Genomic DNA, 19,868 nt, shown 5'->3' on the forward strand with positions numbered 1-19,868 from the left:
ACGGGAGCACCCAGTGACATCCACCACCCCCGATCCCGGGAACCGTTTCGGCAGCCCCGGCGCCGCGGCGGCCTCTTTTGGCCCGATCACGGGTACGCCCGGTACGCTCACCGCCGTGCCACACGCTGATCAGTCCCGAACCGCCCAGAAGGACGCCCCCGCGAAACACCCGGGAGCGCCCCGTCCGGCCCAGGTCCGCCCCACACCCCTGGGCGAGCTCGCCGCCCGGCTGGACATCCCGGCGCAGGACGGCGCAGAGGTGACCGGGATCACCCACGACTCGCGGGCCGTGCGCCCCGGGGACGTGTACGCCGCGCTGCCGGGCGCCCGCCTCCACGGTGCCGACTTCGCCGGCCAGGCCGCCGACCTCGGCGCCGTCGCGATCCTCACCGACCCGTCGGGCGCCGACCGCGCCGCCGCGACCGGACTGCCGGTCCTGGTCACCGAGGACCCGCGCGGCCGCATGGGCGAGCTCGCCGCCGAGATCTACGGGCGGCCGGGCGAGGACCTGCTCCAGATCGGCATCACCGGCACCTCAGGCAAGACCACCACCGCCTACCTCGTCGAAGGCGGCCTGAAGGCGGCCGGGCACCGCACCGGACTCATCGGCACCGTCGAGATGCGCATCGGCGACGAGCGCCTCAAGTCCGAACGCACCACCCCCGAGGCCACCGACCTCCAGGCCCTGTTCGCGGTGATGCGCGAACGCGGCACCCAGTCGGTCGCCATGGAGGTCTCCAGCCACGCCCTCGTGCTCGGCCGGGTCGACGGCTGCGTCTTCGACGTCGCCGTCTTCAACAACCTCAGCCCGGAGCACATGGAGTTCCACTCCGACATGGAGGACTACTTCCAGGCCAAGGCACAGCTCTTCACGCCGCGCCGCAGCCGCCTCGGAGTGGTCAACCTCGACGACGAGTACGGCAGGAGGCTCACCAAGGAGGCCTCCGTCCCCGTCGTCACCTTCTCCGCCGAGGGCCACCCCGACGCCGACTGGCGCGCCGAGTCCGTCGAAATCGGGCCCCTGGGCAGTACGTTCACGATCCTCGGCCCGAACGGCGAGCGCGTGGCCGCCAAGGCCCCGCTGCCCGGCCCGTTCAACGTCGCCAACACCCTCGCCGCCGTCGCCACGCTCGCCGTCGCCGGGGTCGACCCGCAGACCGCCGCCGACGGCGTCGCCGCCGTCCCCGGCGTCCCCGGACGCCTGGAGCGCGTCGACGCGGGCCAGCCGTACCTCGCGGTCGTCGACTACGCCCACAAGACGGACGCCGTCGAATCGGTCCTGCGCGCCCTGCGCAAGGTCACCGAGGGCAGACTGCACGTCGTCCTCGGCTGCGGCGGCGACCGGGACACCACCAAACGCGGCCCGATGGGAGCCGCCGCGGCGCGCCTCGCCGACACCGCCGTACTGACCTCCGACAACCCCCGCTCCGAGGACCCGCTCGCGATCCTCGCCGCGATGCTCGCCGGCGCCGCCGAGGTGCCGGTCCACGAGCGCGGCGAGGTCGTGGTGTTCGAGGACCGGGCGGCCGCGATCGCCGCCGCCGTGGCGCGCGCGAAGCCCGGCGACACCGTGCTGGTCGCGGGCAAGGGCCACGAGCAGGGCCAGGACGTCGCAGGGGTGGTACGCCCCTTCGACGACCGCCAGGTCCTGCGCGAAGCAATCCATAACAGTCAGGGATGAAGTAGTGATCGCCCTCTCCCTCGCCGAGATCGCCGAAATCGTCGGCGGGCAGACGCACGACATACCGGATCCGGCCATTCAGGTCACCGGGCCCGTCGTCCGCGACTCCCGCGAGATCGAACCCGGCAGCCTCTTCGTCGCCTTCGTCGGCGAACGCGTCGACGGCCACGACTACGCGCCCCAGGCCCTCGAGGCCGGTGCGGTGGCCGTGCTGGCGACCCGTCCGGTCGGGGTACCGGCCATCGTCGTGGACGACGTCCAGACGGCCCTCGGCGCGCTCGCCCGCGCGGTCGTACGGCGCCTTGGCACCCCGGTCGTCGCGCTGACCGGCTCGGCCGGCAAGACCAGCACCAAGGACCTCATCGCCCAGGTCCTCCAGCGCAAGGGGCCCACCGTCTGGACGCCGGGCTCCCTCAACAACGAGATCGGCCTGCCGCTCACCGCGCTGCGCGCCACCCAGGACACCGAGCACCTCGTCCTGGAGATGGGAGCGCGCGGAATCGGCCACATCCGGTACCTGACCGAGCTGACCCCGCCGACCATAGGGCTCGTGCTGAACGTGGGCTCCGCCCACATCGGCGAGTTCGGCGGCCGCGAGCAGATCGCGCAGGCCAAGGGCGAGCTCGTGGAGGCCCTGCCCCCGGCCGACGAGGGCGGCGTCGCCGTCCTGAACGCCGACGACCCGCTCGTACGGGCCATGGAAAGCCGCACCCGCGCGCGCGTGACGCTCTTCGGCGAGGCCGAGAACGCCCACGTACGTGCCGAGAATGTCCGGCTCATGGAGAACGGACGGCCCTCTTTCAAGCTTCACACACCCACCGGGTGCAGCGACGTGACCTTGCGCCTGTACGGTGAGCACCACGTGTCGAACGCGCTCGCCGCGGCCGCCGTCGCCCATGAGCTGGGCATGTCCGTCGACGAGATCGCCACCGCGCTCTCCGAGGCGGGCTCCCTCTCCCGCTGGCGCATGGAGGTCACCGAGCGTCCGGACGGTGTGACGATCGTCAACGACGCCTACAACGCGAACCCCGAGTCCATGCGAGCCGCCCTGCGCGCGCTCGCGGCCATGGGCAAGGCCGCACAGGCCAAGGGGGGCCGTACGTGGGCGGTGCTCGGCCAGATGGCCGAGCTCGGCGACGAGTCGCTCGCCGAGCACGACGCGGTCGGACGGCTCGCCGTCCGGCTCAACGTCAGCAAGCTCGTCGCGGTCGGGGGCAGGGAAGCGTCCTGGCTGCAACTGGGCGCATATAACGAGGGTTCGTGGGGTGAGGAGTCGGTGCACGTGTCCGACGCGCAGGCGGCGATCGACCTGTTGCGCAGTGAGCTGCGCCCGGGTGACGTCGTGCTGGTGAAGGCTTCCAGGTCGGTCGGGCTCGAGCGGGTCGCCCTGGCACTGCTCGAGAACGCTGCCGAGGGCGAGGTCGCCGGCCGATGAGGCAGATCCTCTTCGCGGGGGCCATCGGGCTCTTCCTGACCCTGATCGGTACGCCGCTGCTGATCAAGCTCCTGGCCCGCAAGGGATACGGGCAGTTCATCCGGGACGACGGCCCGCGCACGCACGGCAGCAAGAAGGGCACGCCCACCATGGGCGGCATCTCCTTCATCCTGGCCACGCTCATCGCGTACGCCCTGGCCAAGGTCATCACCGGCGAGGACCCGACGTACTCGGGCCTCCTGGTGCTGTTCCTGATGGCCGGTATGGGTCTGGTCGGCTTCCTCGACGACTACATCAAGATCGTCAAGCAGCGTTCGCTCGGCCTGCGGGCCAAGGCGAAGATGGCCGGCCAGCTGATCGTCGGCATCGCCTTCGCGATCCTGGCCCTGCAGTTCGCGGACGCGCGCGGCCAGACCCCGGCCTCCACCAGGCTGTCCTTCATCACCGACTTCGGCTGGTCCATCGGCCCGGTGCTGTTCGTGGTGTGGGCGCTCTTCATGATCCTGGCCATGTCGAACGGCGTGAACCTGACCGACGGTCTGGACGGCCTCGCCACCGGCGCCTCGGTGATGGTCTTCGGCGCGTACACCTTCATCGGGCTCTGGCAGTTCCAGGAGTCCTGCGCCAACGCCATGACCCTGACGAACCCGAACGCCTGCTTCGAGGTGCGCGACCCGCTCGACCTCGCCGTCGTCGCCTCCGCCCTCATGGGCGCCTGTTTCGGCTTCCTGTGGTGGAACACCTCGCCCGCGAAGATCTTCATGGGTGACACCGGCTCCCTCGCCCTCGGCGGCGCGCTGGCGGGCCTCGCCATCTGCTCCCGCACGGAGCTGCTGCTGGCCCTCCTGGGCGGCCTCTTCGTGCTGATCACCCTCTCCGTGGTCATCCAGGTCGGTTCCTTCCGCATGACCGGCAAGCGCGTCTTCCGGATGGCGCCCCTTCAGCACCACTTCGAACTCAAGGGGTGGTCCGAGGTCCTGGTCGTGGTCCGGTTCTGGATCATCCAGGGCATGTGCGTCATCGTGGGTCTGGGGCTCTTCTACGCGGGATGGGCAGCCGACAAGTGAGTACCACCTGGCAGGGCAAGAACGTCACCGTCGCCGGCATGGGCGTGAGCGGCATCCCCGCCGCCCGCGTCCTGCACGGCCTCGGGGCACGCGTCACGGTCGTCAACGACGGCGACGACGAGCGCTCCCGTACGCAGGCGGCCGAGCTGGAGGCGGAAGGCATCACCGTCCGCCTCGGCGACGGGGCGACCCTGCCGGAGGGCACCGAACTCATCGTCACCACGCCCGGCTGGGCGCCCGGCAAGCCGCTGTTCGCCGCGGCGGCCGAGGCCGGCGTCCCGGTCTGGGGCGACGTCGAGCTGGCCTGGCGCCTGCGCGGCCCGGACGCCGCCCCCTGGCTCGCGGTGACCGGCACCAACGGCAAGACCACGACCGTGCGGATGCTCGCCTCCATCCTGGAGGCGGCCGGCCTGCGGACGGCGGCCGTCGGCAACATCGGCGTCTCGCTCCTCGACGCCGTCCTCGGCGAGGAGAAGTACGACGTCCTCGCCGTCGAGCTGTCCAGCTACCAGCTCCACTGGGCGCCCTCGCTGCGCGCCCACTCCGCCGCCGTGCTCAACCTGGCGCCGGACCACCTCGACTGGCACGGCTCCATGGAGGCGTACGCCGCCGACAAGGGCCGCGTCTACGAGGGCAACCGGGTCGCCTGCGTCTACAACGTCCAGGACCCCGTCACCGAGCACCTGGTCCGCGAGGCGGACGTCGAGGAGGGCTGCCGCGCGATCGGCTTCACCCTCGGCACGCCCGGCCCCTCCCAGCTCGGCGTCGTCGACGACCTCCTGGTGGACCGCGCCTTCGTCGAGAACCGGCAGAAGCAGGCCCAGGAGCTCGCCGAGATCTCCGACGTGAACCCGCCGGCGCCGCACAACATCGCCAACGCGCTCGCCGCCGCGGCCCTCGCGCGCGCCTTCGGCGTCGAGCCGAAGGCCGTACGCGACGGGCTGCGCGCCTTCCGCCCCGACCCGCACCGCATCGAGCTGGTCGAGGAGGTCGAGGGCGTGGCGTACGTCGACGACTCCAAGGCCACCAACACGCACGCCGCCGAGGCGTCGCTCGCCGCGTACAACCCCATCGTCTGGATCGCCGGCGGCCTCGCCAAGGGCGCCACCTTCGACGAGCTGGTCGAGAAGTCGGCGAAGCGGCTGCGCGGCGTGGTGCTCATCGGCGCCGACCGCGCCCTGATCCGCGAAGCCCTGGCGCGACACGCCCCCGAGGTACCGGTCGTCGACCTCGACCGGACCGACACTGGGGCGATGTCCGCGGCGGTGGAGGAGGCGGCCCGGCTCGCCGAGCCCGGGGATACGGTTCTGCTGGCCCCCGCCTGCGCCTCCATGGACATGTTCGTCAACTACAACAAGCGGGGCGAGGCGTTCGCGGAAGCGGTCCGGGCCCTCGCCGCCGGGCGCGCCTGACCATCGAGCAGGTCCCGCGCCGCCGGGCACGACCGGAGCGACTGGAGGGGACGGCGACATGCGGGCCCAGCACACCCCCGCGTACGCACCGCACGCGATGCCGCGCCGCGCGGGGCTCGCCGGGCTGCCGGGCCTGGCCCTGCGCACCCGGTCCGCGGGCCTGCGCCGGCCCCCCAGCGTCCGCAGAGGGGGCCGGCTCCGCCGCGTCCCCGCACCGCGCCCACCGCGCGGCAGCGGGGCGCGGGCGCTCTACGAGCGGGCACGGCGGGCCTGGGACCGGCCTCTGACCGCGTACTACGTGATCCTCGGCGCCAGCCTCCTGATCACCGTCCTCGGGCTCGTGATGGTCTACTCGGCGTCCCAGATCAAGGCGCTGGAGCTGTCGCTGTCCGACACGTACTTCTTCCGCAAGCAGTTCCTGGCGGCGGCCATCGGCACCGGGCTGCTGCTGTTCGCCTCCCGCGTGCCCGCCAACCTGCACCGGGCGCTGGCCTACCCGCTGCTCGTCGGCACCGTCTTCCTGATGGTGCTCGTCCAGATCCCCGGCATAGGGCACGCGGTCAACGGCAACCAGAACTGGATCTACCTGGGCGGACCCTTCCAGCTGCAGCCCAGCGAGTTCGGCAAGCTGGCGCTGATCCTGTGGGGTGCGGACCTGCTCGCCCGCAAGCAGGACAGGCGGCTGCTGACCCAGTGGAAGCACATGCTGGTGCCGCTCGTGCCGGTCGCCTTCCTGCTGCTCGGCCTGATCATGCTCGGCGGGGACATGGGCACCGCGATCATCCTCACCGCGATCCTCTTCGGCCTGCTGTGGCTGGCCGGCGCCCCCACCCGGATGTTCGTCGGCGTGCTGACGGTCGCCGCCGCGATCGGCGTGATGCTCATCAGGACCAGCAGCAACCGCATGGCCCGCCTCGCCTGCATCGGAGCCACCGACCCGGGTCCCGGGGACACGTGCTGGCAGGCCGTGCACGGCATCTATGCTCTGGCGTCGGGCGGATGGTTCGGTTCGGGCCTCGGTGCCAGTGTGGAAAAATGGGGTCAACTCCCCGAACCGCACACCGACTTCATCTTCGCCATCACCGGGGAGGAACTGGGGCTGGCGGGGACGCTGTCGGTGCTCGCCCTGTTCGCGGCTCTAGGCTATGCGGGTATCCGCGTGGCCGGACGCACGGAGGACCCCTTCGTGAGGTATGCCGCGGGAGGCGTGACCACCTGGATCACGGCCCAGGCCGTGGTCAACATCGGTGCGGTGCTCGGCCTGCTGCCGATCGCCGGTGTCCCCCTCCCGCTGTTCTCCTACGGGGGCTCCGCCCTGCTGCCGACCATGTTCGCCGTCGGTCTGCTGATCGCCTTCGCGCGTCAGGAGCCCGCGGCGAAAGCGGCCCTGGCCATGCGCCAGCCGGTGTGGGGCAAAGGGGCCGGGGTGAGTTGGAAGTCGATGCGACGGCGCGTCAAGAAGCGTCCGTCCGGAGAGCGGTGAATTTCGGTGCATGTCGTACTCGCCGGTGGGGGGACCGCCGGCCACATCGAGCCCGCGCTCGCCCTCGCGGACGCCCTGCGCAGGCAGGACCCGACCGTGGGGATCACGGCCCTGGGAACGGAGCGGGGCCTGGAGACCCGGCTCGTCCCGGAGCGGGGCTACGAGCTGGCGCTCATCCCCGCCGTACCGCTGCCGCGCAAGCCCACGCCGGAGCTGATCACCGTGCCCGGGCGGCTGCGCGGCACGATCAAGGCCGCCGAGCAGATCCTGGAGCGGACCAAGGCCGACTGCGTCGTCGGCTTCGGCGGCTACGTGGCCCTGCCCGGCTACCTCGCGGCCAAGCGGCTCGGCGTCCCGATCGTCGTCCACGAGGCCAACGCGCGGCCCGGCCTCGCCAACAAGATCGGCTCGCGGTACGCGGCCGGGGTCGGCGTCGCCACCCCCGACAGCAAGCTGCGCAACGCCCGCTACATCGGCATCCCGCTGCGGCACACCATCGCCACGCTGGACCGCGCCCGGGTCCGCCCGGAGGCGCGCGCCGCCTTCGGCCTGGACCCGAACCTGCCGACGCTGCTGGTCTCCGGCGGCTCGCAGGGCGCCCGCCGCCTCAACGAGGTCGTCCAGCAGGTCGCCCCGGTGCTCCAGCGCTCCGGCATCCAGATCCTGCACGCGGTCGGCCCGAAGAACGAACTGCCGCACGTCGACAACATGCCCGGGATGCCGCCGTACGTCCCGGTACCGTACGTGGACCGCATGGACCTCGCGTACGCCGCGGCCGACATGATGCTGTGCCGCGCGGGTGCGATGACGGTCGCCGAGCTGTCGGCCGTCGGGCTCCCGGCCGCGTACGTACCGCTGCCGATCGGCAACGGCGAGCAGCGGCTCAACGCCCAGCCGGTGGTCAAGGCGGGCGGCGGCCTGCTGGTCGACGACGCCGAGCTGACGCCCGCGTGGGTCCAGGACAACGTCCTGCCGGTGCTCTCCGACCCGCACCGGCTGTACGAGATGTCCCGCGCCGCCGGCGAGTTCGGCCGCCGGGACGCCGACCAGCTGCTGGTCGGCATGGTCTACGAGGCGATCGCCGCACACCGGAAGGCGTAGCGGCGCGCGGAAGGCAGGGAGCATGGCCGGACCGACGACCACCGCCCAGCGCGGAGCCCGGGGGCCCCGGGGCACCTCGTCGGCCCGGCCCCCTCGCCCGGGGCCCGGGAGCGGCCGTACGCGGCTGCCCTCGCCCCGCACCCTGCTGGTGATCATCACCGCCCTCGCGCTCGTCGCGGGCGGCGTATGGGTGCTCTACGGCTCCAAATGGCTGCGCGTCCGGGAGGTCACGGTCTCGGGCACGCGCGTGCTGACGCCGGACCAGGTCCGCGCGGCCGCGGCCGTACCGCTCGGGTCCGCCCTCGCCTCGGTCGACGCGGAGGCGATCGAGGGGCGGCTGCGCGGCAAGCTGCCCAGGATCGGCTCGGTGGACGTCGTCCGGTCGTGGCCGGACGAGATCGTGCTGGAGGTGGCCGAGCGCGAACCGGTGCTCCTGCTGGAGTCGGGCGTGAAGTTCGTCGAGGTGGACGCCGAGGGCGTGCGCTACGCCACCGTGGAGCGGGCCCCGAAGGGCGTCCCGCTGCTCCGGATGACGGTGGATCAGTCGCCGAGCTTGCGCCGCTTCGGGGTCGAGCGGCTCATCCGGGAGGCGGTCGGCGTGGCGGGGGCCCTGCCGGAGCGGGTCGCCCGGGAGGTCCGGATCGTCGGCGTCCGCTCGTACGACTCCATCACCCTGGAGCTGACGGGGGGCCGGACGGTGGTGTGGGGGAGCGGCGAGGAGGGCGAGGCGAAAGCCCGTGCGCTGCTCGCACTGATGAAGGCGGCGCCCAAAGCGGGGCACTTCGACGTGAGTGCCCCGACAGCCCCTGCGGCAGCGCGGAGTTGACGCACATATGCGCTGGCCAGCACCCTGGTTGGTCAGCGCTATGGGTGATCACATAGGGTGAAAAGAAAAACGGGAGGTTCGGCGTGTTCGTTGAACGTGCGCCACTTGTCGACTTAGTGTCCTGTCCGGAAGAGTCCAGCGAACAGAGACACTGGTAACCCTAAACTTCAACGTTAGGGTTTGGGTCGGCGTTTCGGACCGTCCCATCGGCATCCGTCGCCGCGTCGCGAGACCACCGCGAAGTGGCGACACGTAACTCGAGGCGAGAGGCCTTCGACGTGGCAGCACCGCAGAACTACCTCGCAGTCATCAAGGTCATCGGTGTCGGCGGCGGTGGTGTCAATGCCATCAACCGAATGATCGAGGTCGGTCTCAAAGGCGTCGAGTTCATCGCCATCAACACGGACGCGCAAGCACTGTTGATGAGCGACGCCGACGTCAAGCTCGACGTCGGCCGCGAACTGACCCGCGGCCTCGGGGCCGGAGCCAACCCTGACGTCGGCCGCAAGGCGGCAGAGGACCACCGTGAGGAGATCGAGGAGGTCCTCAAGGGGGCCGACATGGTCTTCGTCACCGCAGGCGAAGGCGGCGGCACCGGCACCGGCGGCGCACCCGTCGTCGCCAACATCGCGCGCTCGCTCGGCGCCCTGACGATCGGTGTGGTCACCAGGCCGTTCACCTTCGAGGGCCGGCGCCGCGCCAACCAGGCGGAGGACGGCATCGCCGCGCTCCGCGAAGAGGTCGACACCCTCATCGTCATCCCGAACGACCGGCTGCTGTCCATCTCGGACCGCCAGGTCAGCGTGCTGGACGCGTTCAAGTCCGCCGACCAGGTGCTGCTCTCCGGTGTTCAGGGCATCACCGACCTCATCACCACCCCGGGCCTCATCAACCTCGACTTCGCCGACGTCAAGTCGGTCATGTCCGAGGCCGGTTCGGCGCTCATGGGCATCGGCTCGGCGCGCGGCGACGACCGCGCGGTGGCCGCCGCCGAGATGGCGATCTCCTCGCCGCTGCTGGAGGCGTCCATCGACGGCGCCCGCGGCGTGCTCCTCTCCATCTCCGGCGGCTCCGACCTCGGTCTCTTCGAGATCAACGAAGCCGCCCAGCTGGTCAGCGAGGCCGCCCACCCCGAGGCCAACATCATCTTCGGCGCCGTCATCGACGACGCCCTGGGCGACGAGGTGCGCGTCACCGTCATCGCCGCCGGCTTCGACGGGGGCCAGCCCCCGGCGCGGCGCGACAACATCCTCGGCGCCTCGTCCACCGCCAAGCGCGAGGAGCCGGCCCCGGCGCCGCGCGCGACCGAGTCCGCCCGGTCCATCGGCGGGCTCGGCAGCGTACCGATGCGCGAGGAGCCGCCGGCCCCGCCGGTGGAGCCGGCACCGGTCGCGAGCGAGCCCTCGCTGTCGCCGACCGGCCCGACGGCCGTGCCGCCGGCCCGCCCGTACCCGGACACCTCGGCCGAAGAGCTGGACGTCCCGGACTTCCTGAAGTGACCCGGTGACGTGATAGGGCAGCACGACATCGTGAACGGCGCGCACTTCGCCTTCACCGACAGGTGGGGCGGGGTGAGCGCCGTTCCGTACGAGGAGCTCAACCTCGGTGGCGCGGTGGGCGACGACCCCGGGGCCGTACGGGCCAACCGGCGGCTCGCCGCCGAGGCGCTCGGGCTCGGCCCGGAGCGCGTCGTCTGGATGAACCAGGTGCACGGCCGTGACATCGCCGTGGTCGAGGGGCCGTGGAGCGGCGGGGACGTCCCGGCCGTCGACGGCGTGGTCACCGCGCGGCGCGGGCTCGCGCTCGCCGTGCTCACCGCGGACTGCACCCCCGTCCTGCTCGCCGACCCGGTCGCGGGCGTGGTGGGCGCGGCCCACGCCGGACGCCCCGGCCTGGTCGCGGAGGTCGTGCCGGCCGCCGTGGAGGCCATGACCGCGCTCGGCGCCGAGCCGTCCCGTATCACCGCGCGTACCGGTCCGGCCGTCTGCGGGCGGTGCTACGAGGTCCCGGCGGACATGCGCGACGAGGTCGCCGCCGTCGTGCCGGAGGCGCACTCGGAGACGAGTTGGGGCACTCCGGCCGTCGACGTGAGCGCCGGGGTGCACGCGCAGCTCGACGCGCTGGGGGTGCGCGACCGGCGCGCGTCGGACGTCTGCACCCTCGAATCGCGCGACCACTACTCGTACCGCCGCGACCGCACCACCGGGCGGCTCGCCGGATATGTCTGGCTGGACTGATACCTGATGACGGACCGAAAGACCCAGCTCGCCGAGAACCTGGCACGGGTGGAGGAACGTATCTCCGCCGCCTGCGCGGCCGCCGGCCGGAAGCGGGAGGACGTGACCCTCATCGTGGTCACCAAGACCTACCCGGCGAGCGACGTGCGGCTGCTGCACGAGCTCGGCGTACGGCACGTCGCGGAGAACCGCGACCAGGACGCCGCGCCCAAGGCCGCCGCCTGCGCCGATCTCGATCTGACCTGGCACTTCGTCGGTCAGCTCCAGACCAACAAAGTCCGTTCCGTGGCGAGTTATGCCCATGTGGTGCAGTCCGTGGACCGGTTGAAGCTCGTCGGCGCACTCGCGGGTGCGGCGGAGCGCGCCGGGCGCGAACTGGGGTGCCTCGTGCAGGTCGCGCTCGACGCCGAGGCGGGCGAGCGGGGTGACCGGGGCGGCGTGGCGCCGGACGGCATCGAGGAGTTGGCGGACGCGGTGGCGGCCGCGCCGGGGCTGCGGATCGACGGGCTCATGACGGTGGCGCCGCTGGCCGGCCCGTACGCCGGGCGGGAACGCGCCGCGTTCGATCGGCTGATGGAATTCTCATCCCGCCTGCGCACCGCCCATCCGACTGCGAACATGGTGTCAGCAGGGATGAGTGCGGACCTCGAACACGCCGTGGCGGCCGGAGCGACACATGTGCGCATCGGGACTGCGGTACTCGGAGACCGACCCCGGCTCGGGTAACGTCGCGAAGAAGTCGGACCACAGCAGAAAATATGGTCATTTCCGCCGAACAGCGGACAGGCCCAGTGGATCGCGGGCACGAGCTGACGTTGCCGATCCACCACAGAGCGGAGGACTCAGAGCATGGCCGGCGCGATGCGCAAGATGGCGGTCTACCTCGGCCTCGTGGAGGACGATGGGTACGACGGCCGGGGCTTCGACCCCGATGACGACTTCGAACCCGAGCTGGAGCCGGAGCCCGAGCGGGACCGGCGGCGCCACTCGCAGCCCCCGCTCCAGGTGGAGCGGGAAGAACCGGTACGCGTCGTTCCGCAAGCACCCGTGCAGAGGGAACCGGTTTCGCTTCCGGCGGAAAGCGGACGACCCGCCCGAATCGCCCCCGTGGCATCCATCACACCTGAACGTCCGAGCCTGGAGAAGAACGCACCGGTGATCATGCCCAAGGTCGTGTCCGAGCGGGAGCCGTACCGCATCACCACGCTGCACCCGCGGACCTACAACGAGGCCCGTACCATCGGGGAACACTTCCGCGAGGGCACGCCTGTGATCATGAACCTCACCGAGATGGATGACACGGATGCGAAGCGACTTGTCGACTTTGCCGCCGGTCTCGTCTTCGGCCTGCATGGCAGCATTGAGCGAGTGACGCAGAAGGTGTTCCTGTTGTCGCCTGCTAACGTCGATGTCACGGCGGAGGACAAGGCCCGCATCGCAGAGGGCGGATTCTTCAACCAGAGCTGAGAGCACGACACCGGGAACGGCCGGCCGGAAGGGTCGGTGGACATGGTCAGGGGAGAGGGAAGCGCGGGATGAGCGTCGCACTGCAGGTGATCTACATCGCTCTGATGTGCTTCCTCGTCCTGCTGTTCTTCCGACTGGTCATGTCGTACGTCTTCCAGTTCGCCCGTTCATGGCAACCCGGCAAGGCGATGGTGGTCGTTCTGGAGGCCACCTACACTGTCACCGATCCACCACTGAAGCTTCTGCAGCGGTTCATCCCACCGCTGCGTCTCGGGGGCGTGGCACTCGACCTGTCCTTCTTCGTTCTGATGATCATCGTCTACATCCTTCTCAACATCGTGGGTAACTTCGCGATGAGGGTCTGAGGGTGTAGAGCGATAACGGTCCTGCCGACTGCCGACGACTACGTAGAGGTGAAGAAGAGATGCCGCTGACCCCCGAGGACGTGCGGAACAAGCAGTTCACGACCGTCCGCCTCCGAGAAGGCTATGACGAGGACGAGGTCGATGCCTTCCTCGATGAGGTCGAAGCCGAGCTGACCCGCCTGCTCCGCGAGAACGAGGACCTGCGCGCCAAGCTGGCCGCCGCCACGCGCGCGGCCGCGCAGAACCAGCAGCAGCAGGGCATGCGCAAGCCTCCGGAGCAGCAGGACCAGCGGCCCGTGGGTCCCGGCGCCCCCGTGCCCGCCGGGATATCGGGTCCGCCGGTCCAGCAGCAGCCCCCGCAGATGGGTCCGCCCCAGCTGCCCGGTGGTGCTCCTCAGCTGCCGGCCGGTCCCAGCCACGGTGGCCCGCAGGGTGGCGGCCACGGCGGTCCGATGGGCCCCGGACCGATGCAGGGCGGCCCCATGGGCGGTCCGATGGGCGGCACCATGGGTGGCCCCATGGGCGGTCACGGCCCGCAGATGCCGCAGCCGGGCCAGGGCCCGGGCGGCGACAGCGCGGCCCGCGTGCTCTCCCTCGCCCAGCAGACCGCCGACCAGGCGATCGCGGAGGCCCGCTCCGAGGCCAACAAGATCGTCGGCGAGGCGCGCTCGCGCGCCGAGGGCCTGGAGCGCGACGCCCGCGCCAAGGCCGACGCCCTGGAGCGGGACGCGCAGGAGAAGCACCGCGTCGCGATGGGCTCGCTGGAGTCGGCCCGCGCCACGCTGGAGCGCAAGGTCGAGGACCTGCGCGGCTTCGAGCGCGAGTACCGCACCCGCCTGAAGTCGTACCTGGAGAGCCAGCTGCGCCAGCTGGAGACCCAGGCCGACGACTCGCTGGCCCCGCCGCGTACGCCGTCCGCCGCGCCGTCGCTGCCGCCGTCCCCGTCGATGGCGTCCGCGGGTGCGAGCGCCCCGTCGTACGGTGGCAACCAGACGATGGGCGGCAACCCCGGCATGGGTGGTGGCCCGTCGTACGGCGGCCAGCAGCAGATGTCGCCGGCGATGACCCAGCCGATGGCACCGGTGCGGCCGCAGGCGCCCCAGCCGATGCAGCAGGCGCCGTCGCCGATGCGCGGCTTCCTCATCGACGAGGACGACAACTGACGGGCGCGGTCGCGCGCTGAGCGCGTAGCCGTCGGCCGGCAGGCTGTAGGGCCGGGGCCCGGGACACATGTCCTGGGCCCCGGCCCTTTTGGCGTGCCGTACGGGCATGCGCGTGCCGGGCGGGCGGCGGGCATGCGGAAGGGGCCCGGCCACGTGGTGTGGCCGGGCCCCTTCGGTCTGCCTGCGGGTTACGCCTTGCGGAGGCGGAACGTCAGGGACAGGGACTCGTCCGTGAACGGGGCACCGAAGGTGTCGTCGGCCTCCCCGGCGGCGTAGTCCGTGCACAGGACCTCGTCGGCGATCAGGGCCGCGTGGTCCGTGAGCGCCTCGGTGACCTCCGCGTCCGTGGAACGCCAGCGCAGGGCGATCCGGTCCGCGACGTCCAGGCCGCTGTTCTTGCGGGCCTCCTGGATCAGGCGGATCGCGTCACGGGCCAGGCCCGCGCGCCGCAGCTCCGGCGTGATCTCCAGGTCCAGTGCGACCGTCGCGCCCGCGTCGGAGGCGACGGACCAGCCCTCGCGCGGGGTCTCCGTGATGATCACCTCGTCGGGGGTGAGGGTGATCGTCTCGCCGTTGACCTCCAGGGCCGCCTCGCCGCCGCGCAGGGCCAGGGAGAGCGCCGCCGCGTCCGTCGCCGCGATGGCCTTGGCCACGTCCTGGACGCCCTTGCCGAAGCGCTTGCCCAGGGCGCGGAAGTTCGCCTTGGCGGTCGTGTCGACGAGCGAGCCGCCGACCTCGGAGAGGGAGGCGAGGGAGGAGACGTTCAGCTCCTCGGTGATCTGCGCGTGGAGCTCCGGGGAGAGGGCCTCGAAGCCCGCCGCCGCCACCAGCGCCCGGGAGAGCGGCTGGCGGGTCTTCACGCCCGACTCCGCGCGGGTGGCGCGGCCCAGCTCCACCAGGCGGCGCACCAGCGCCATCTGGGACGAGAGGGCGGGGTCGATGGCGGACAGGTCGGGCTCCGGCCAGGTGGCCAGGTGGACCGACTCCGGCGCGTCCGGCGTCACCGGCACCACCAGGTCCTGCCAGACCCGCTCGGTGATGAACGGGGTCAGCGGGGCCATCAGGCGCGTGACGGTCTCCACGACGTCGTGGAGGGTCCGCAGCGCCGCCTTGTCGCCCTGCCAGAAGCGGCGGCGCGAGCGGCGCACGTACCAGTTCGATAGGTCGTCGACGAAGGAGGACAGCAGCTTGCCGGCCCGCTGCGTGTCGTACGCCTCCAGCGCCTGCGTGACCTGGTCGACGAGGGCGTGCAGCTCGGACAGCAGCCAGCGGTCCAGCAGCGGCCGGTCCGCCGGGGCCGGGTCGGCGGCCGACGGCGCCCAGCCGGTCGTCCGCGCGTACAGGGCCTGGAAGGCCACCGTGTTCCAGTAGGTCAGCAGCGTCTTGCGGACGACCTCCTGGATCGTGCCGTGGCCCACGCGCCGCGCGGCCCACGGGGAACCGCCGGCCGCCATGAACCAGCGCACCGCGTCGGCGCCGTGCTGGTCCATGAGCGGGATCGGCTGGAGGATGTTGCCCAGGTGCTTGGACATCTTCCGGCCGTCCTCGGCGAGGATGTGGCCGAGGCAGACGACGTTCTCGTACGACGACTTGTCGAAGACCAGCGTGCCGACCGCCATCAGCGTGTAGAACCAGCCGCGGGTCTGGTCGATGGCCTCCGAGATGAACTGCGCCGGGTAGCGCTTCTCGAAGAGGTCCTTGTTCTTGTACGGGTAGCCGTACTGCGCGAACGGCATCGAGCCCGAGTCGTACCAGGCGTCGATGACCTCGGGGACGCGGGTCGCCGTCTCCCGGCAGGTCGGGCAGGGGAAGGTGACGTCGTCGATGTAGGGCCGGTGCGGGTCCAGGGAGGACTGGTCCGTGCCCGTCAGCTCGGTCAGCTCGGCGAGGGAGCCGACACACGTGAGGTGGTTCTCCTCGCAGCGCCAGATGGGCAGCGGGGTGCCCCAGTAGCGGTTGCGGGACAGGGCCCAGTCGATGTTGTTGTTCAGCCAGTCGCCGAAGCGGCCGTGCTTGACGGAGTCCGGGAACCAGTTGGTGTTCTCGTTCTCCTCCAGGAGCCGGTCCTTGACGGCGGTCGTACGGATGTACCAGGACGGCTGCGCGTAGTAGAGCAGCGCCGTGTGGCAGCGCCAGCAGTGCGGGTAGCTGTGCTCGTACGCGATGTGCTTGAAGAGCAGGCCGCGGGCCTGGAGGTCGGCCGTCAGGGCCTCGTCGGCCTTCTTGAAGAACTGGCCGCCGACGAGGTCGAGGTCCTCCTCGAAGGTGCCGTCGGGGCGGACCGGGTTCACCACGGGCAGGCCGTACGCGCGGCAGACCTTCAGGTCGTCCTCACCGAAGGCGGGCGCCTGGTGGACCAGACCCGTACCGTCCTCGGTGGTGACGTAGTCGGCGTTGACGACGAAGTGGGCCGCTTCCGGGAAGTCCACGAGGGTGAAGGGGCGCTCGTAGGTCCAGCGCTCCATCTCGGCGCCGGTGAAGGTCTGGCCGGTGGCCTCCCAGCCCTCCCCGAGGGCCTTCTCCAGCAGGGGCTGGGCCACGACCAGCTTCTCCTCGCCGTTGGTGGCGACGACGTACGTGACCTCGGGGTGGGCGGCGACGGCGGTGTTGGACACCAGGGTCCACGGGGTCGTCGTCCAGACCAGGAGGGCCGCCTCGCCCGCGAGGGGGCCGGAGGTCAGCGGGAAGCGCACGAAGACGGACGGGTCGACGACCGTCTCGTACCCCTGCGCCAGCTCGTGGTCGGACAGGCCCGTGCCGCAGCGGGGGCACCAGGGGGCGACCCGGTGGTCCTGGACCAGCAGGCCCTTGTCGAAGATCTCCTTCAGGGACCACCAGACGGACTGGACGTACTCCGGGTCCATGGTGCGGTACGCGTCGTCCAGGTCGACCCAGTAGCCCATCCGGGTCGTCAGCTCGGCGAACGCGTCCGTGTGGCGGGTCACCGACTCGCGGCACTTGGCGTTGAACTCGGCGATGCCGTACGCCTCGATGTCCTTCTTGCCGGAGAAGCCGAGCTCCTTCTCGACGGCGAGCTCGACCGGCAGGCCGTGGCAGTCCCAGCCGGCCTTGCGGGCGACGTGGTAGCCGCGCATGGTGCGGAAGCGCGGGAAGACGTCCTTGAAGACGCGGGCCTCGATGTGGTGGGCGCCGGGCATGCCGTTGGCGGTGGGCGGGCCCTCGTAGAAGACCCACTCCGGGCGGCCCTCGGACTGCTCGAGGCTCTTGGCGAAGACCTTGTGCTCGCGCCAGAAATCGAGCACGGCGTGCTCGAGGGCGGGCAGGTCGACCTGGGCGGGTACCTGGCGGTACTGCGACATCGGATCCTCCGGCGGACTGTTGCTCGTTCCGTCGGAGGGACGAGAGCGCGTGCGTGCTCCCGCGGTACCACCCTCCTTGGCCCCGGGCGCCCGGCTGGGCGTCCTGAGCCCCCTCATTCGGGTCGCGATGCCGGGTCTACTGGCCCCGCGGTCTCCCGAGGGCGTTCTTCCGGCGGCTCCGGGGTGATGCTTCACATCGGGCTCGCCCCCGGGCTCTCACCGTCCCCGGGTCGCTCATGGCTGCGTACGACGCTACTCGTCCCCATCCACGCCTTTCGCTCCGCCCAGTGTAAGGGCCCGCCGGGGGAGGGGCCGACCGGTTTTCGGCGGGGCCCGGACTGACCCGAATGCCACACCCTCGTACCCGGGCCGGTGGCGCCGGTCGGTGGCCTGATTACGCCGCGGCGAGCTGGGCACAACGGATGCAGGTTGTCTTGCCGTGGGCATGGGGCGATCGGAACCGGCGGCGTGCCCCGTTGCCGCGGGGCTGGAGTCGATTTATCGTCCCAGCACGATTCGCGAGCAAGATCACAATATGTGAAGGGGCCGTGAGATGGTGGCGAAGAAGACCGCCGCGAAGAAGACGGCCGCCAAGAAGACGACCGCGAGGACGCCGGCGCGTGCCGGGGGCACGGCCTCCGGCGCCGAGCGCAAGCCCGGCAAGTCCGGGACGCCCGGGAGCGCGGCGAAGGAGGCCGCGGGCCCGGTCGCGGAGCCGCCGTCGGCGAAGTTCGCGAAGTCCGAGAAATCCGCGAAGTCCGAGAAATCCGCGAAGTCCGCCAAGAAGGCGCCCGCCGGGAAGGTCACCCAGGGCGACGCGCTGGAGGCCGGCGCGGACAAGCCTGTGAAGAAGTCGGCGGCGAAGAAGCCGGCCGCCTCGCAGGCACCCGCCAAGGAGGCGGCGCCGAGGAAGGCCGTCGCCAAGAAGGAGCCTGTCCGGAAGATCACCCACGGCGACGCGCTGGCGGAGGCGGTCGGGGAGAAGAAGCCCGCCAAGAAGACGGTGGCGAAGAAGTCGGCCGCCAAGGACCCGGCCGCGGAGGAAGTACCTGCCAAGAAGGCGGCCGCCAAGAAGACACCTGCCAAGAAGACCGCCGCCCACGAGCCGGCCGCCGGTGAGGCGCACACCAAGAAGGCGCCTGCCAAGCGGACGACCGCCAAGAAGGCCGCGGTCCAGGAGCCGGGCCCCGAGGCGCCGGCTGAGAAGGCGCCTGCCAAGAAGACGCCTGGAAAGAAGTCAGCCGTCCAAGAGCCGGGCTCTGAGGCGTCGGCTGAGAAGGCGCCCGCCAAGCGGACGACCGCCAAGAAGGCGGCCGTCCAGGAGCCGGGCCCTGAGGTCGCGCCTGTCGAGAAGGCGGCCACCAAAAAGGCGGCCACCAAGAAGGCGTCTGCCAAGAAGGCCGCCGGCCGCGAGCCGGCCGCCAAGGGAGCGACCGCACCGCAGGCGGCGGCCGAGCGCGCGCACGCCGGAACGGCAGGCGCCGGGCAAGCACCCGCCGAACCCGCCGGAAAGGCACCCGCCAAGAAGGCCGCCGTCCACAAGACGGCCACCAAGAAGGCGCCCGCCACCGAAGCCGCCGCCAAGGCCGCTGCCGTGGAGACGCCGGGTGGCGGGGCAGAGGCGGCGCCGGCGGGTAGGAGTGGCGCTGAGAGCGAGGCGCCGGCCGGGACGGCGGGCGGGAAGAAGCGGGCGGCCAAGGCGGCCGCCGGTAAGGCCGCAGCCGCGGCCGAGGGGGCGGCGCAGGCCGCGGAGAAGACGGGAGCCAGGACGGTGGCAGCGAAGAAGATCGCGGACGTGACCACGGCGAAGACCGCGAAGCCGGTGCCGCCGGCCCGGGGTGTCGCCGAGGCGGCGCCCGAGGAGTTGGCCGTACGGCCCGGTGAGGAGCCCTGGAGCCCCGAGGAGGTCGCGGAGGCGCGGGCCGAGCTGGAGGGCGAGGTCGCGCGGCTCCAGGCCGAGATCGCGGCCTCCGAGGAGGCCCTGTCCGGGCTGATGCGGGACTCCGGGGACGGCGCCGGCCACGACGAGGCCGACACCGGCACCAAGAACATCACGCGCGAGCACGAGATGGCCCTCGCCGCGAACGCGCGCGCCACCCTGGAACAGACCGAGCACGCGCTGCAGCGGCTCGACGCGGGAACGTACGGTCTGTGCGAGGTGTGCGGCAAGCCGATCGGCAAGGCGCGCATGCAGGCGTTCCCGCGGGCCACCCTGTGCGTGGAGGACAAGCAGAAGCAGGAACGGCGAGGCTGAAGCCGTAGGTGTGTGCCGTACCCTCGTGGTCAGTCAGGCACCTAGGTTGAGGGACTC

15 protein-coding genes are annotated in these 19,868 nt (G+C 71.6%); 14 read left to right on the forward strand and 1 reads right to left on the reverse strand.

Annotated elements, in window-relative coordinates; genetic code table 11:
• Nucleotides 1-13: 13 nt before the first annotated feature.
• The 13 genes from AC07FJ_RS03320 to AC07FJ_RS03380 all read left to right on the forward strand — a co-directional run bounded on the left by AC07FJ_RS03320 (nt 14) and on the right by AC07FJ_RS03380 (nt 14,237).
• Entirely contained in the window at nt 14-1,681 is a 1,668-nt protein-coding gene (locus tag AC07FJ_RS03320; protein ID WP_479044714.1) for a UDP-N-acetylmuramoyl-L-alanyl-D-glutamate--2,6-diaminopimelate ligase, read from the forward strand.
• Between the two features lie 4 nt (nt 1,682-1,685).
• Nucleotides 1,686-3,116, forward strand: coding sequence for a UDP-N-acetylmuramoyl-tripeptide--D-alanyl-D-alanine ligase (locus AC07FJ_RS03325; protein WP_479044716.1), 1,431 nt, complete (start codon nt 1,686-1,688; stop codon nt 3,114-3,116).
• Nucleotides 3,113-4,183 (forward strand): phospho-N-acetylmuramoyl-pentapeptide-transferase, encoded by a 1,071-nt coding sequence (gene mraY, locus AC07FJ_RS03330; RefSeq protein WP_361414546.1) that lies wholly within the window; start codon nt 3,113-3,115, stop codon nt 4,181-4,183. The genes AC07FJ_RS03325 and mraY overlap by 4 nt, the downstream gene beginning before the upstream one ends.
• Nucleotides 4,165-5,595: a UDP-N-acetylmuramoyl-L-alanine--D-glutamate ligase gene (murD, locus tag AC07FJ_RS03335; RefSeq protein WP_479044718.1), complete on the forward strand. Its 1,431-nt coding sequence runs from the start codon at nt 4,165-4,167 to the stop codon at nt 5,593-5,595. The genes mraY and murD overlap by 19 nt, the downstream gene beginning before the upstream one ends.
• Before the next feature lie 97 nt (nt 5,596-5,692).
• Nucleotides 5,693-7,078, forward strand: coding sequence for a putative lipid II flippase FtsW (ftsW, locus tag AC07FJ_RS03340; RefSeq protein WP_479045279.1), 1,386 nt, complete (start codon nt 5,693-5,695; stop codon nt 7,076-7,078).
• Between the two features lie 6 nt (nt 7,079-7,084).
• Entirely contained in the window at nt 7,085-8,179 is a 1,095-nt protein-coding gene (gene murG, locus AC07FJ_RS03345; RefSeq protein ID WP_361414550.1) for an undecaprenyldiphospho-muramoylpentapeptide beta-N-acetylglucosaminyltransferase, read from the forward strand.
• Nucleotides 8,180-8,201: 22 nt separating this feature from the next.
• Complete coding sequence (locus tag AC07FJ_RS03350) at nt 8,202-9,005, forward strand: cell division protein FtsQ/DivIB (RefSeq protein WP_361414552.1); 804 nt, start codon at nt 8,202-8,204, stop codon at nt 9,003-9,005.
• 278 nt (nt 9,006-9,283) lie between these two features.
• Nucleotides 9,284-10,504 carry a cell division protein FtsZ gene (ftsZ, locus tag AC07FJ_RS03355; protein WP_479044720.1) on the forward strand — a complete coding sequence of 407 codons (1,221 nt, stop codon included), beginning with the start codon at nt 9,284-9,286 and terminating at the stop codon, nt 10,502-10,504.
• 9 nt (nt 10,505-10,513) lie between these two features.
• On the forward strand, nt 10,514-11,242 hold the full coding sequence (gene pgeF / locus AC07FJ_RS03360) for a peptidoglycan editing factor PgeF (RefSeq protein ID WP_479044722.1): 729 nt from the start codon (nt 10,514-10,516) through the stop codon (nt 11,240-11,242).
• Between the two features lie 6 nt (nt 11,243-11,248).
• A complete protein-coding gene (locus AC07FJ_RS03365; RefSeq protein ID WP_479044723.1) occupies nt 11,249-11,968 on the forward strand; it encodes a YggS family pyridoxal phosphate-dependent enzyme in 720 nt (239 codons plus the stop codon).
• A gap of 123 nt (nt 11,969-12,091) precedes the next feature.
• A complete protein-coding gene (locus AC07FJ_RS03370; RefSeq protein ID WP_479044726.1) occupies nt 12,092-12,709 on the forward strand; it encodes a cell division protein SepF in 618 nt (205 codons plus the stop codon).
• 68 nt (nt 12,710-12,777) lie between these two features.
• Complete coding sequence (locus tag AC07FJ_RS03375; protein WP_468292601.1) at nt 12,778-13,074, forward strand: YggT family protein; 297 nt, start codon at nt 12,778-12,780, stop codon at nt 13,072-13,074.
• 59 nt (nt 13,075-13,133) lie between these two features.
• Nucleotides 13,134-14,237: a DivIVA domain-containing protein gene (locus AC07FJ_RS03380; RefSeq protein ID WP_468292604.1), complete on the forward strand. Its 1,104-nt coding sequence runs from the start codon at nt 13,134-13,136 to the stop codon at nt 14,235-14,237.
• A 188-nt stretch (nt 14,238-14,425) separates the two neighbouring features.
• On the opposite strand, the gene ileS is transcribed toward AC07FJ_RS03380, so the two are convergent.
• Nucleotides 14,426-17,557: an isoleucine--tRNA ligase gene (ileS, locus tag AC07FJ_RS03385; RefSeq protein ID WP_479044729.1), complete on the reverse strand. Its 3,132-nt coding sequence runs from the start codon at nt 17,555-17,557 to the stop codon at nt 14,426-14,428.
• A gap of 553 nt (nt 17,558-18,110) precedes the next feature.
• Here ileS and AC07FJ_RS03390 point away from each other — a divergent pair.
• Complete coding sequence (locus AC07FJ_RS03390; RefSeq protein ID WP_479044731.1) at nt 18,111-19,811, forward strand: TraR/DksA family transcriptional regulator; 1,701 nt, start codon at nt 18,111-18,113, stop codon at nt 19,809-19,811.
• Nucleotides 19,812-19,868 lie beyond the last annotated feature (57 nt).

The organism is Streptomyces sp. NPDC045998 (genome assembly GCF_056430285.1).